This window comes from Streptomyces sp. NPDC052299 (assembly GCF_040679335.1).
Classification (GTDB): domain Bacteria; phylum Actinomycetota; class Actinomycetes; order Streptomycetales; family Streptomycetaceae; genus Streptomyces.
In genome coordinates this window covers 87324-100965 of the sequence record NZ_JBFAUP010000007.1, presented here as the reverse complement: position 1 = coordinate 100965, position 13642 = coordinate 87324, and the positions used below count along the sequence as shown (strand labels likewise).

The 13642-nt window shown below is 71.4% G+C and carries 15 protein-coding genes and 1 tRNA gene; 9 read left to right on the top strand and 7 right to left on the bottom strand.

The window, feature by feature from the left end; all coding sequences use genetic code 11:
• The first annotated feature begins 164 nt into the window (after positions 1-164).
• Entirely contained in the window at positions 165-1532 is a 1368-nt protein-coding gene (locus AB0L33_RS14145) for a radical SAM protein (protein WP_365681019.1), read from the top strand.
• 4 nt (positions 1533-1536) lie between these two features.
• On the opposite strand, the gene AB0L33_RS14140 is transcribed toward AB0L33_RS14145, so the two are convergent.
• Complete coding sequence (locus tag AB0L33_RS14140; RefSeq protein ID WP_365681017.1) at positions 1537-2421, bottom strand: LysR family transcriptional regulator; 885 nt, start codon at positions 2419-2421, stop codon at positions 1537-1539.
• Positions 2422-2536: 115 nt separating this feature from the next.
• On the opposite strand from AB0L33_RS14140, the gene AB0L33_RS14135 reads away from it, so the two are divergent.
• Together AB0L33_RS14135 and AB0L33_RS14130 are read left to right on the top strand one after the other, a co-directional pair.
• Entirely contained in the window at positions 2537-3409 is an 873-nt protein-coding gene (locus AB0L33_RS14135) for an oxidoreductase (RefSeq protein ID WP_365681015.1), read from the top strand.
• Between the two features lie 147 nt (positions 3410-3556).
• Positions 3557-4108, top strand: a complete 552-nt coding sequence (locus AB0L33_RS14130; protein WP_365681013.1) for a glycoside hydrolase family 25 protein — start codon at positions 3557-3559, stop codon at positions 4106-4108.
• Between the two features lie 16 nt (positions 4109-4124).
• Here the strand turns inward: AB0L33_RS14130 and AB0L33_RS14125 are convergent, their stop codons facing one another.
• Positions 4125-4532, bottom strand: a complete 408-nt coding sequence (locus AB0L33_RS14125) for a VOC family protein (RefSeq protein WP_365681012.1) — start codon at positions 4530-4532, stop codon at positions 4125-4127.
• Between the two features lie 56 nt (positions 4533-4588).
• On the opposite strand from AB0L33_RS14125, the gene AB0L33_RS14120 reads away from it, so the two are divergent.
• From AB0L33_RS14120 to AB0L33_RS14105, 4 genes are all read left to right on the top strand, one after another.
• Positions 4589-5050: a MarR family winged helix-turn-helix transcriptional regulator gene (locus AB0L33_RS14120; protein ID WP_365681010.1), complete on the top strand. Its 462-nt coding sequence runs from the start codon at positions 4589-4591 to the stop codon at positions 5048-5050.
• 35 nt (positions 5051-5085) lie between these two features.
• Positions 5086-5355, top strand: a complete 270-nt coding sequence (locus tag AB0L33_RS14115; RefSeq protein WP_365681008.1) for a hypothetical protein — start codon at positions 5086-5088, stop codon at positions 5353-5355.
• A 111-nt stretch (positions 5356-5466) separates the two neighbouring features.
• Positions 5467-6948, top strand: a complete 1482-nt coding sequence (locus AB0L33_RS14110; protein ID WP_365681005.1) for a carboxylesterase family protein — start codon at positions 5467-5469, stop codon at positions 6946-6948.
• Between the two features lie 189 nt (positions 6949-7137).
• The gene (locus AB0L33_RS14105) at positions 7138-8286 is read left to right on the top strand and encodes a S1 family peptidase (RefSeq protein WP_365681002.1); all 1149 of its coding nucleotides are present in this window, start codon (positions 7138-7140) and stop codon (positions 8284-8286) included.
• Between the two features lie 65 nt (positions 8287-8351).
• Here the strand turns inward: AB0L33_RS14105 and AB0L33_RS14100 are convergent, their stop codons facing one another.
• A complete protein-coding gene (locus AB0L33_RS14100; protein ID WP_365681000.1) occupies positions 8352-8792 on the bottom strand; it encodes a GNAT family N-acetyltransferase in 441 nt (146 codons plus the stop codon).
• Between the two features lie 68 nt (positions 8793-8860).
• Positions 8861-8933, bottom strand: a tRNA-Asp gene (locus AB0L33_RS14095).
• 104 nt (positions 8934-9037) lie between these two features.
• On the opposite strand from AB0L33_RS14095, the gene AB0L33_RS14090 reads away from it, so the two are divergent.
• Positions 9038-9655, top strand: coding sequence for an NUDIX domain-containing protein (locus AB0L33_RS14090; protein WP_365680997.1), 618 nt, complete (start codon positions 9038-9040; stop codon positions 9653-9655).
• Between the two features lie 9 nt (positions 9656-9664).
• Here AB0L33_RS14090 and AB0L33_RS14085 read toward each other — a convergent pair whose 3' ends face one another.
• Complete coding sequence (locus AB0L33_RS14085; protein ID WP_365680996.1) at positions 9665-10714, bottom strand: PhlD; 1050 nt, start codon at positions 10712-10714, stop codon at positions 9665-9667.
• A gap of 111 nt (positions 10715-10825) precedes the next feature.
• Entirely contained in the window at positions 10826-11656 is an 831-nt protein-coding gene (locus AB0L33_RS14080; protein ID WP_365680993.1) for a helix-turn-helix domain-containing protein, read from the bottom strand.
• 729 nt (positions 11657-12385) lie between these two features.
• Between AB0L33_RS14080 and AB0L33_RS14075 the strand changes: the two genes are divergently transcribed.
• On the top strand, positions 12386-12589 hold the full coding sequence (locus AB0L33_RS14075) for a cold-shock protein (protein ID WP_018552900.1): 204 nt from the start codon (positions 12386-12388) through the stop codon (positions 12587-12589).
• Between the two features lie 79 nt (positions 12590-12668).
• Here the strand turns inward: AB0L33_RS14075 and AB0L33_RS14070 are convergent, their stop codons facing one another.
• Positions 12669-13271, bottom strand: a complete 603-nt coding sequence (locus AB0L33_RS14070; RefSeq protein WP_365680991.1) for a hypothetical protein — start codon at positions 13269-13271, stop codon at positions 12669-12671.
• Positions 13272-13642: the final 371 nt, after the last annotated feature.

Genomic DNA, 13642 nt, shown 5'->3' with positions numbered 1-13642 from the left:
ACGGCCGACGGGCTCCCGCCCGCACACCCTACTTACCGGTCACATAGGATTCGGAAGCGGGGAGTGACGCATCCGGCGGCCGGGACGAGAACGCCCCGCGGCCGTGGTTCGTTGCACAGACGTCGCATCCGGAACACGCCGACGACCGACCGAGGAGCCCGCACATGCAAGGCCGTACCGACACCAGCCGCACCGAGCCCGGCACCGCAGACCGCACCCGGCTCGTCGAACGGCTGATGGAGCAGTTCCCGCACGTGCCGCGCGAGGCCGTCATCAAGGAGGACCTGCTGCGCGGCGGCGTCGCCTTCGACGAGTCCGCGCTCAGCGACAACGAGGGCGGTGACGTCAAGCCGAAGTCGTACTTCATCTTCTCCTTCGACCACGGCACCCTGCCCGAGCTGGGCGCGGCCGCCCTGCGCCGCCCGCCCGAGGAGATCGTGCTCACCGGCGGTCCGTACGAGTTGCGGCGCACCGTCGTCTCCGTGCGCGTCAACCCCGCGTCCCCGTACCGCGTCGCGGCGGACGCCGACGGGATGCTCGGGCTCTACCTCGACGGCAGGCGCATCTCCGACGTCGGGCTGCCCCCGATGCCCGACTACTACCGGCACACGCTCGCCAACGGGAAGTCCGTGATGGAGGTCGCCCCGACCATCCAGTGGGGCTATCTCGTCTACCTCACCGTCTTCCGCGTCTGCCAGTACTTCGGTGCGAAGGAGGAGTGCCAGTACTGCGACATCAACCACAACTGGCGCCAGCACAAGGCGGCGGGCCGTCCGTACACCGGAGTGAAGCCCGTCGAGGAGGTGCTGGAGGCGCTGGAGATCATCGACCGGTACGACACGGCGAAGACCTCCACCGCGTACACCCTCACCGGCGGCGCCATCACCTCGCACATCGGCGGCCGGGACGAGGCGGACTTCTACGGCCAGTATGCCAAGGCCATCGAGGAGCGTTTCCCGGGCCGCTGGATCGGGAAGGTCGTCGCCCAGGCCCTGCCCAAGGCCGACGTGCAGCGCTTCCACGACTATGGGGTGCAGATCTACCACCCCAACTACGAGGTGTGGGACCGCCGCCTCTTCGAGCTGTACTGCCCCGGCAAGGAGCGCTACGTCGGCCGGGACGAATGGCATCGCCGCATCCTCGACTCCGCGGACGTCTTCGGCGCCCGCAACGTCATCCCGAACTTCGTGGCCGGAGTGGAGATGGCCGAGCCGTTCGGTTTCACCACGGTGAAGGAGGCCATCGACTCGACCACCGAGGGCCTGCGCTTCTTCATGTCGCACGGCATCACCCCGCGCTTCACCACCTGGTGCCCGGAGCCGACGACCCCGCTCGGCAGGACGAACCCGGACGGGGCACCGCTGGAATACCACATCCGGCTCCTGGAGTCCTACCGGGCGACGATGGAGGAGTTCGGGCTCAGCTCGCCTCCCGGCTACGGCCCGCCCGGCGCGGGGAACGCGGTGTTCTCCGTCAGCTCGTTCATGGACAGCCTGCCGGCCGCCCCGGAGGACGCCCCCGCGGCGCAGTGAGCACTCACGCCTCCGAGGCGAGCTCCCGCACCACACGGGCGAAACCCCGTATCAGCGGGGTGTCCGCGCCCTCCGCCCAGGCCAGGACCACGCGCAGCGGCTCGACATCGGTGAGCGGCACCCAGCACAGGTCGGGGCGCGCGTAGTAACGGGCCATGCTCTCGGGTGCGAAGCAGATCGCGGACCCCTGCGCCACCTGCTCCAGCATCTCCTCGACGTTGTCGTTGGTCGGCCCCCAGACCGGGGCCGACCCGTCGGGGCGCGGGTTGACGGCCCACCAGTCCACCCACTGCCGGGGCGCCCGCCGCGTCCACAGGAGTGGTTCGTCCTTGACCTCCAGGACGGAGACGCCCGGACGGGACGCCAGCGGGTGCCCGGTGGGCAGACCGACCACGCGGGACTCGGTGTGCACCGGCTCGTACGTCAGCCCCGTCAGGTCGTTCGGCAGCCAGACGAACGCCACGTCCGCGAGGCCGTCCCGCAGCGCGTCGGCCTCCTGCCCCCAGTCGTAGCGCTTGGGCGCCATCCGCACCCCGGGATGGAGGCGGGCGAACTCCGCCCGTGCCCTGGTGGTCAGTTCGCCAGCCCCGCTCGCCTCGAACCCCACCCGCAGCACCCCGGTCTCGCCCCGGCTGTGCCGCTCGGCCGCCGCGGTCACACGCTCGGCCTGGCGTACGGTGAGCAGCGCCTCGGCGATCACATCGCGGCCTGCCGGGGTGGCCGATATCCCGCCCGCGTGGCGGTCGAAGAGCTTCACGCCGAGCTCCGCCTCCAGACTCTTGAGCGCGTACGAGAGGGCCGGTTGGCTGACGAACAGCCGGCGGGCGGCCCGGCCCAGGTTCTCCTCCTCGGCCATCACCGTGAGGTAGTGCAGCTGGCGCAGTTCCATGGCGCGATCATAAGTCGTCTTTATCGCTCCGGAGAATCCATGTCTTGGACCGTTCCTGGGTGCGGATGACATAACTGGAACACCGCAACGCGCCGACAGAAAAACGGAGTTGGACATGAACACCGCACCCGCGACCCCTGCCCGCGACATCGCCCGCGGCCGCGTCTGGCTCATCACCGGCGCCTCCTCCGGCTTCGGCCGGTCCATCGCCGAGGCCGCCCTCGCCGCGGGGGACACGGTCGTCGCCACGGCACGCCGACCCGAAGCGCTCGACGCCCTCGTCGCCGCACACCCCGACCGCGCGGTCGCCGTCCAGCTCGACGTCACCGACACCGCCCGCATCGCCGACGTCGTCGCGGACACCGTGCTCTGGTACGGCCGGATCGACGTGCTCGTGAACAACGCCGGCATGGGGCTCGTCGGCGCGGTCGAGGAGACCAGTGACCGCGAGCTGCGCGACCTCATGGACCTCCACTTCTTCGGCCCCGCGGCCCTGGTCCGGGCCGTCCTGCCGCACATGCGCCGCAACGGTTCGGGCGCCGTGGTGCAGATGAGCAGCATGGGCGGCCGGTTCACCTTCCCCGGCGTCGGCGGCTACTCCGCGACGAAGTTCGCCCTGGAGGGCCTGTCCGAAGCGCTGGCCGCCGAGGTGGCCCCGCACGGCATCAAGGTCCTGATCGTGGAACCCGGCTCCTTCCGGACCGGGTTCGCCGGCGGCGGCGTCCTGCGCCAGTCCGCGCCCCTGGACGCCTACGCGGACTCCGTCGGCCCGGTCCGCAGCAGCCTTCCCGACTCGGACGGAAAGCAGGAGGGCGACCCCGCCAAGGCCGCCGCGGCCATCCTGACCGCACTGGCCGCCGAGGACACCCCGCTGCGGCTGCCGCTCGGCAACGACGCCACGGACGCCGTGCTCGCGGCGCTCGACGCATCCCGCGCCGAAACGCTGGCCTGGGAGAAGGTCAGCCGCTCCACCGGCTTCGACGGGTGACGGACAGCGGGCGCGTGCCCGCCCGCGCGTGTGTGCCGGAGCGTGCGCCCCGGCACACACGCGCACACGTGCTTCAGGTGAGGGTGGGGAGCGGGCGATCGGGGAAGGTAAGCGGAAGAGAGCACCCCGATTGTAAAGGCGGCGCCCATGCTGCACGGTGTCGATGTCAGCGCCTATCAGTCCTCGTTCGACACGGAGGGACTGGACTTCGTCTTCATCAAGGCCACCGAGGGCCGTTCGTACGTCAATCCACGCCTGACCGACCAGACGAAACGGGCCCGCGACGCCGAGTGCGTCGTCGGCTTCTACCACTTCCTGTGGCCCGGAAACATCGCGGCGCAGGCCGAATACTTCCTGAGCAAGGCCCCCGAGAAGGCCGGTGACCTGCTCGCCGTCGACTGGGAGCAGAACGGCGAGGGCACCCGGCCGAGCAACGCCGAGAAGGACCGCTTCATCCGCGAGGTGAAACGCCTGCGGCCCCACCACCGGGTCCTGCTCTACTGCAACCGTTACTTCTGGCTGAACCACGACACCACGTCGTACGCCGGGGACGGGCTCTGGATCGCCGACTACGTGAAGGCGGGCCATCCGCGCATCAAGGCGTCCTGGCGCATCCACCAGTACACCGACCGGCCGCTCGACAAGGACGTCGCCGACTTCTCCTCCCGTTCCGCCATGCGCGCCTGGGCCCGGAAGTGACGTCGAGGGACGCCGGTCAGTAGGACTGGAGCTCCACGAGATGCCCCTCGGGGTCGCGCACATGGGCGGTGCGCAGCCCGGGCCCCCACTCCGGGCGGTCGCACGCGGCCGCGGTCAATTCGGCGCCGTGGCCGAGGCAGAGGGCCAGCCCCGCGTCGACGTCCGCCACCCGCAGGACGAACATCGACCGGTCCTGGGCCGGGGCCGGGTCCGCGGGCAGGTGCTTCGTACCGGCGACCGCCGCCATCGCGCTCCGGTCGAACAGCACCAGCACGCCCTGGCCCTCGACGTCCCAATGGGCGTACGGACCCGCCTCGTTGCCACTGGCGCGCACGGCTCCGATCAGCTCCGGCAGCACGGCGTCGTAGAAGCGGAAGCAGTCGGCGAAGCGGTCGACCAGCAGGCGGGGATGCAGCGCGTCCACGGAGACTCCTTCAGTAGGTGTGCACCCATCATTGGGTTGGCCCTACGATATACCTGATGAACGAAACACCTCCCAGTCTCCTGGGCCTCACGACCTACCTCATGTCCAAGACCGGCAAGGCGGCTCGCGGACTGCTCGCGGACCGGCTGGCCGAACGCGGTCTGAGGCTCTGGCACATGGCGGTCCTCGCCGCGCTGGCCGACTTCGGCCCCCATGTGCAGCGCGAACTCGCCGCACGACTCTCGATCGACCGCAGCGACGTCGTGAAGATCGTGGACGGGCTCGGCGCCTCCGGACTGGTGGACCGGGCTCGCGACACCGCCGACCGGCGACGCGTCACGGTCACCGTCACACCGGCAGGCCGCGCCCTGCTGGAAAGCCTCAAGGCCGAGGCACTGGCCGTGCAGGACGATGTGCTCGCGCCCCTGACGACCCGCGAACGGGCCCAGCTGACCGCCCTGTTGCTCCGCATCCACGACGGGGCGCGGGAGAACGCACCGGCACGGCCAGGTCGCTGACCCATTCGGGGCACCGCGTGCGGCAGAATTCCCCGGTGACCACACCCGCGGCCCAGCCGCCTCGTGACCGTGCGCTCGGGCGCGGCATCACCACCCTCATCCCGCAGGCCGCGCCGGCCACACCGGCCGAACAGGCGGCGGCCGTACTGACCGCCATGCGGACCGTACCGGTCCGCGTCGGCGTGCTCCAGGCGGCGGTGGTGCTGCTGGAGGAACGGGTGCGCGCCACGCAGGACGAGGCGGAGCGGGCCGCCGCGGCGACCACCGTGGCCATGCTCCGCAGCGCCATCGGACAGGCCGGCTGACCGGCTCCCCGATCACTTCCGCCGGATCTCCGTCGCGCCCCCGCCGGAAGTGAGCCATCCTGATCACCGCTCCCGGCCGGGGAGCGGTGACCGAAGGACGGTTGGGGCGCGTTGACGGACAGCGGTGTGTACGGGACGGCAAGCGGTCGGGTACGCGGACGAGCGCCGCACAAGGGCGTCGTCGCCGTCCTCGGAATCCCTTACGCGGAGCCGCCGTTCGGCGAGAACCGACTTCGGGCGCCGCGCCCGCGCGCCCCATGGCCCGGAGTCCGCGACTGCACGGAGTTCGGCCCCGTCCCGCCCCAGTCCGCCGAACTGCCGGGGGCGCCCACGTGGTCGCCCGGCGACGAGGACGTCCTGAGCCTCAACGTCTGGACGCCCGCGACCGCGTCGGGCCCGCTGCCGGTGCTGGTATGGATCCACGGCGGCGCCTACACCTTCGGATCGAGCGCCCAGCCGGACTTCGACGGTACGGCGCTGGCCCGCACCGGCCTCGTCGTCGTCACCCTGAACTACCGCCTCGGCTTCGAGGGCTTCGGCCACGTCCCGGACGACGCCTGCCCGCCCAACCGGGGCCTTCTCGACCAGATCGCCGCTCTCGAATGGGTCCGCGACAACATCGCCGCCTTCGGGGGAGACCCGGACAACGTCACCCTGGCCGGACAGTCGGCCGGAGCGACGTCCGCGGTCTGCCTGATGGTGATGGACCGCGCGCACGGGCTCTTCCGGCGGGTGATCGCACACAGCGCGGTGGGCCCCGTCTTCGCGCCGGAGATGGCCGAGCGGGTCACGGCCCGCATCGCCGCCGCCACGGGAAGGCCCCTGAACGCGACCGCCCCGCAGGAGCTGCTGAGGGCTTCGGACCGGGTCGTCGAGGAATGCCGCGAGGACCCCGGGTCCGGGGCGCTGCACTGGGACCCGGTCATCTACGGACCGGTCGCCGACGGTGAGGTACTGCGCGACGACCCTCTCGCCCTCGTCGCCGCCGGGGCAGGCCGGGGCGTCGACCTGCTCGTCTGCCACACGACCGAGGAGTACTGGCTGATGGACGCCGTCGGCAGCGCCTGCGACGTGCCCACGGACGAGCGGCTGGGGCGCTTCGCGGCCGACTTCGCCCTTCCGGCCCGGCTCATCGACGGGTACCGCGCACTCCTGCCCGGCGCCGGACCGTACGAGATCCACCTCGCCGTCTACGGGGACCTGATGTTCGGCGAGTACAGCAGCAGGCTCGCCGAGGCCCACACCGCGGCGGGCGGCCGCGCCTTCCTGTCCCGGTTCGACCGCCGGAGCGGGGGAGCGCGCGCCTGGCACTGCGCCGACGTGCCCTTCGCCTTCGGCAACGTGGACGAGGAGGCCATCCGGTTCCTCATCGGGGGCGCCGCCCCCACTCGCGAGGACCGTGCCCTTGCGGACCGGATGACCGCGGCCTGGGCGGGGTTCGCGGCCGGCGGCGACCCGGGCTGGGAGCCGGGCGCCGGGCACATCAGGGTGTGGGGCACGCCGGACCGAGCTGCGGTCTCCGGCCACTGGCGGGACAGCGACGCGGTCCGGGCGCTCTGGGACGCGTACACCTACCGGCCGGCCCGCGCCTGACGCGGGGTCTGGAACGGGGGCAACAGCGGCGGGCGGGCGTGCGGTCCTTCATGCATTGGCATGGACCTGCTAATGAGTTCTCCGCTACAGTCCGGAACGGCACACTCTGAGAGCGCTCTCAAAGGAGGACGCCTCGGACGCCTGCTGTTCCTCCCCCACCCAAGCCGGAACAACAGAAGGGCCAAGACCTTGAGACGCTCCACAGCCTTGAGAACCGCACTCTCCGCCGTACTCCTCGTCGGAGCATGGGCGGGCGCGGGCTTCCCCTCGGCCTCCGCCGCCGACACGCCCGCCGCCGCCCCCGCGCCCGCTTCCGACGGCCTGCTCACCGCGATGCAGCGGGACCTCGGCCTGACGGCGAGCCAGGCCAGGGCGCGGCTCGCCCAGGAGAAGACCGCCACCGCGCTGCAGCCGAAGGCCCGCCGCGCCGCCGGGGCGGCATACGGCGGCTCCTGGTTCGACCCGGCGACCGGCGGTCTGACCGTGGCCGTCACCGACGCAGAACAGGCCGACGCCGTACGGGCCACGGGCGCCGCGGTGCGCATGGTGACCCACACCGAGAAGCGCCTCGACTCGGTCAAGGCGAAGCTTGACGCCCTGAACGCACCGCAGGGCGTCAGCAGCTGGCACGTCGACCCGCGCACCAACTCGGTCGTCGTGGACGTCGTCACCTCGCAGCGTTCTGACAACGATGTCCAGGCCTTCGTGCGGAAGGCCCGGGCGGCCGGTCCCGTCACCGTGGAGCAGACAGCCGAAGCGCCCCGGACGTTCTCGGCCGGGACCGTGGGCGGTGACCCGTACTACACGGGGAACGTACGCTGCTCCATCGGCTTCTCCGTCTACGGCGGCTTCGTCACGGCCGGCCACTGCGGCCGGGCGGGCGCCGGGGTCAGCGGCTGGGACGGCTCCTTCATCGGCAACTTCCAGGGCTCGTCGTTCCCGGGCGACGACTACGCGTGGGTCAGTGTGGGCAACGGCTGGTGGACGGTCCCCGTCGTGCTCGGCTGGGGCACCGTCTCGGACCAGCTGGTCCGGGGCTCGAACGTCGCCCCGATCGGTGCCTCGATCTGCCGCTCCGGCTCCACCTCGCACTGGCACTGCGGCAATGTCCTGGCGACGAACGACACGGTCAACTACGCCCAGGGCGCGGTCTACCAGATGACCAAGACCAGCGTCTGCGCGGAGGGCGGTGACTCCGGCGGCTCCTTCATCAGCGGTGACCAGGCGCAGGGCGTCACCTCCGGCGGCTGGGGCAACTGCAGCTCCGGCGGGGAGACCTGGCACCAGCCCATCAACGAGATCCTGAACCGGTACGGGCTGACGCTCCACACCGCCTGACGGCGTTCCGCGTGACCCGGGGCCTGCCGAGCGGGACGGCGGGCCCCGGTGCCGTGCGTGACGGGTCAGGCGAGCCGGAGGTCGATGAACGGCACGGTGTCGCCCGGCAGGACGTACCGCTCGGTCTCCACGAAACCGTTCCGCAACGCGAACCGCAGCCCCTCGGGGTTCGACTCCAGGACACACGTCTCGATGACCTCGGCGCCGAGCTCCCTGGCCAGCTCCAGACCGTGCGCGTACAGCTGCCCACCGAAGCCCCGGCCCCGGTGCTCGGGCAGGATGCGGGCGATCACGGTCCCCACCGGGTTGTTCGCGCCGGGCGGTCGCACCGTGGAGCAACCCACCAGGACGTCCCCCGCGTACGCGACGCACAACTGGTTTCGCCCCGCGCGCTCCGTCACTTCCGCAAACGACAAGGGGGCCGTGGGAATGATGGCGTTGTGGACGGACTGCCAGTCCAGGAGCGAGGCTTCGGCGTCCACCCGCTCGATACGAAGATCGGTCATCGCGTCAGGAAACCGGTCCCGGGCGCGCGCGTCAAACGGCGGCCGGACGCGTGGCCGGGCGGGACGGGGCAGGCCGACCGGATTCGAACCGGCGTGCTCCTACATGATGTGAAGGCGCGACGACCTCTGCGCTACGGCCCACCCCGCAGGCAGTGTACCGACCGGGCCGCCCCGAACTCCGGCGACGTCACACCCCGGGCCCTCAACGCACCTTCATGGTGCGGGAGATACCCGAGGAGGTTCCAGTGACCACAGTGACCGGACCCGGTTCCGCGCGGACCGGTGCCGAGGCGGCACCCATCCGGCGGGTGCGCGAAGTGCCCGTCTTCCGCAGCCGCTTCGGCACCTTGTACAACGACGACGTCGTGGCCCCGTCCGGGGCCACCGGGCACTACCTGCGCTGGCAGGCGCGCAAGGAGGGGGCCGTCGTCGTGCCGGTCGGCCCGGCCGGGTACGCCTTCGTGTCGAACTACCGCTACCCGATCCAGGCCGCCTCCCTGGAGTTCCCCCGGGGTTCGAGCGAGGACGGGGAAGGGCTGGCGGCGGCCGCCGCGCGCGAACTGCGCGAGGAGACGGGGCTCGTCTGCGCATCGCTGCGGTCCCTCGGCGTCATCCACGCCGACACCGGCATCCTGGCCGCTCCGATCCAGGTGTACGTCGCCGAGGTGGACGTGGCGACCGCGGGGCCGGCACAGCCCGAGGCGATGGAATCCCTCACCGAACCGGTCTGGGTCACGGCCGGGGAACTGCCCGGGTGGCTGGCCGAGGGGCGGATCACCTGCGGCATCACCCTCGCGGCGCTCGCGCTCCTCAACGCCCACGGCCCCGCCCCGGCGGACACCCGCACGGCCGGCCGGGCCTGAGCCCGCCCCTCAGGCCGCCCAGGTCCCGCGCAGCGCCGCCGTGGCGAAGCCCGGCCCGTACGCGACGGTGATCCCCTCGGCGCCGGCCGGCGGCGGCTCCGCGTGGGTGCGTTCGAGGATGCGGAGCACGGAGACACCACCGAGATTGCCCTCGTCGGCCAGGGTCGCGGTGGAGTGCCGGGTGTCGTGGGCGTCGAGACCGAGGGCCGCCGCGGTGTCGCTGATGATGCGCGCGCTGCCGGGATGGATGACCCCGAAACCGACGGAGGGCCGGCCGAGCCACTGCAGCAGGCTCGGCAGCACGTCGTCCGCCGCGCTCAGCGCCTCCTTCGTACTGTCGAAGTGGAACCCGGCCGGATCGACGCGGCCGGCGTACCGGGTGAGGCTGTCCGGCAGCGCGTGCTCGTAGGTGTCGGCCGGGGAACCCACCCGGAAGCCCGGGCCCAGCGGGGCGTCGGTGACGAGGGTGGCCGCAGCGCTGTCCCCGAACAGCACCTTGTAGATCATGTGCTCGACGGCGTCGTCCTGATGGTTGTACACGGAGGAGATGACCTCGGCGGCGACCACCAGGACGGTCGCCCCCGGTCTCGCGGCCAGCAGGTCGACGGCCCGGATCAGCGCCTGGGTGCCGCCCGCGCACGCCAGTGTCGTCAGGGCGATCCGGCGGACGTCCGGCCGCAGGCCCAGCCGGTCGATGAGGTGGATGTCCATGTTGGGGACGGACCAGCCGGTCGAGTGCGTGGTGATGATCGCGTCCACATCGCCCGGCCCCAGCCCGTACGCCCCGAGCACGCCCCGCGCCGCCTGCTCCGCCATGTCCAGCGCGTCGGTGAAGGCCGCCCCGCTCCGAGCCGTGACACCGGCGTCCCCCGACACGGTCGGCGCCGCCAGCGGCCGGGTGAAGTACCTGCTGCGCACCCCGGTGTTGGCCACGATGCGGAGGATCGCGGCGAGCCGCGGGTGGTCCGGGTGATGGGCACGGATGTCGTCCGCGATCTCGGCGGTGGTCACTTTGTGGGCGGGGAACACGGTGGTGGGGCGGGCTATGTAGGCAGGCACGACATCCTCCGGCGGGCACGGTGCGGCGGCGATGTGGGGGTGGGCACAACCTAAGCCACAAACGGCCGTGCCGCCCTGATCACAACACCGCGGAACCGGGGAGGGAAGCTTTTACGGGGCGCGCAGCACCGGAACGCGGGTGTGCGCGCGCCGTGCCCCCGCGTGGAAGACGAGAACGATCATGCGCGCCCCCGGAGCGGCCATGGGCTGCGCGGCGCACATCGTCACCCACCCCGGACCGTCGATGGCGTGGCGGATGGGCCGCTCGTCGCCGTCGGGATGGATGTGCGCGCCGCCCGACTCCCAGATCGGCGCACACTGCGGATCGGCCAGCACGTCCTTCTCGAGGCGGCGGAGCACCTCGTCGTCGGGCCGGCTGGCGAGCGCGGCCCGCAGCTGTGGCACGACCAGCGGCGCCCAGGCGGTGTCCCAGTCGATGAGCATGTCGCGTCCCTGCTCGTCGAGGAGCATCCACCGCATCGTGTTCCCGGGGACGTTCCCGCCGGGGAACAGCCGCGCGAACTCGTCGTTGTGCGCGATGAGCTCCCAGGAGGCGTCGGTGACGTACGCGGGATGGGTCATCCCGTCGATGGCCTCCTGCCACACACCCGGCACCTCCTTGCCCGAGCGGGCGGTGAGCGGACCCGGCGGGTCGCCTATTCCGGCGTACCGGCACAGCGACACCCACTCCTGTTCGTTGAGGGCGAAGAGCATCGCCACATCACGGAGGAAGCCGGTGTCCGGCCTCGGCCAGGCGCCGGACTCCAGCCGGCGGTAGGTCCCGGGGGTGCGGTGCAGCAGCTGGTCGACCTGATGCTGGGAAAGGCCGGGTGCGCGGCGACCCTGGCGGGACGAACGGTGGAAACCGTGCCCGGTGGGGTCGATCAGTGCACGACGGACTCGGAGCAGTGTCCGCAGTGCCGTCTTGTCCGTATTGGTCATGCGATCAAATCCCCCGCGTATGGGCCCGGTTGCGCGGGCGTGAGCCTAATTGGCGCGACGTGGCTTAGCGCTAAAAACTGGACGTAGAAAACAGTCTGTTTACCTTCCATGCTGGAGCCCGTGAGGCGGCGGACCGCGGCTCTTCGGGGCGGTGAGCCCGCGCCTGACGTGCGGTCTTCCTGCTGTCCTCTCCTGGCAATGTTCGCAGCCGGAATTCCGCACCCGTTCAGAACGGTGGCGGGAAGGGCTTGACCAGCAGACCGTATTTCGTCCCCCCGGTGGGGCGGACTGCGACCACGGTCCGCTGATCTGGCTCTTTCCGTCACCCACCTCGGTCTCCCGGGCCGAGGCGGGGCGGTACTCGGTGCGGTCGGCAGCCCCCCTGCCGGCCGCACCATTCTCATCCCGGCGGGCACTGCTCCATCCGGAGCCCCGCCGTCCCCCTCCGGTGCTCCGGTCCGGTGATGTCGTCAGCGATGTCCCGGTCGCCACCACCCGTCGGTTGCCCGTGAGTACGGCCCCATCAGGGGCTTTCCCCCGCATCCGGCACGACGCGAAGTCGTTGCTCTCTGGTGGAGAGGGGTTTCGCCATGTAGCGTCACTGCCGGAAGTCGTGGTTCGCCGAAACCGCCCGTGCTCCGGCGCGGGCGCCTTGCTGTGCAGGGGGCGGACCGGGACACCACTGGGACCGCGTGGTGCGGCTCCCGATATCGACTGAGAGGCACCGGCATGGCCAGCGGAACCGTCAAGTGGTTCAACGCCGAAAAGGGTTTCGGCTTCATCCAGCAGGACGGCGGCGGGCCGGACGTCTTCGCTCACTACTCGAACATCAACGCCACCGGCTTCCGTGAGCTCCAGGAGGGCCAGGCGGTGACCTTCGACATCACGCAGGGCCAGAAGGGCCCGCAGGCGGAGAACATCACGGCCGCCTGACGCCGCAGTACCACCGTCCGGCCCCCGGGGAGCACGCTCCCCGGGGGCCGGACGCGTGAGACGGGCCTCGTGCCGCCGCTCAGTCGGTCGCCGGGGCGTTCTCGTTCTCGGACGGCACCGGTTCGGTCGCGGTGTACATGGCCGTGCCCTTCTGGATGCCCTTGCCGACGACGCCTCGCTTCACCAGGGTCTCCAGGGTGTTGCGCACCACCTGAACCGAGGTGCCGCGCTCCGGGTGCGCCTCGGTCAGATCCGCGTGGACCTCGCGCACCAGACGCGGTTCGCCCAGGGGCATCAGGGCCCGGATGAGCTGGTGCAGCGGGGCGGCCGCCGGGGCCGTCGCCTTCTTGCCGCCCGTCCTCGCCCGGGACGGCCTCGCTTTGGCGCGCCCGGCGGGCCGAGGGCCCGGGACGGGCGTGCCGGCGGACGTGTCACCCTCCGCCGGCTTCTCGCCGGTCCGCGGCGCGCGGCGCGGCCTCGGGGGTGCCGTCTCTCCCGGAAGCGCGGCCTGCATTCCGGTCAGCCAGGTCTCGTCCGCCCTGAGCTGTTCCAGGCGGGCCCGCAGTCGCTCGATCTGCGAGCTGAGCTCCTGCTGCTCCGCACGGTTGTCGGTGAGATCGGTGGCGAACCGCTCGGCGTACATCGTCCGTACGCTCTGCGCCGCACTGTCCGCGTTGTTCATGATGGTCCACGCTCCTCGGGCCGGGGGTTTGCTGTCGCACGCCCCCATTCACCACCCGGAAGGGCGCGAAAGGCGTAATTTGTGCCCAAGATCCAGCCGAAGGGATGAACGCACGGCCGGGGCCGGGGTGATCTCGTCGGACCGCCCGGAGACGCGAGTCGGATTTCTCAACTCCGTTTGTGTGTACAGGTCTTGCATTGACGCATGCGTGTGCTGTTCATAACATCGCAACACCTGAAGCCGTGAATGACCGGATCTCGCCGGTGGCGAGACCGTTCGGCCCGCCGCGGTATCCCCGTACCGCCGCATCGCTCCGTCCCCCCACATGCTCCACATGTCCCCATTGACCTGAAGCAACCGCACACCACGCC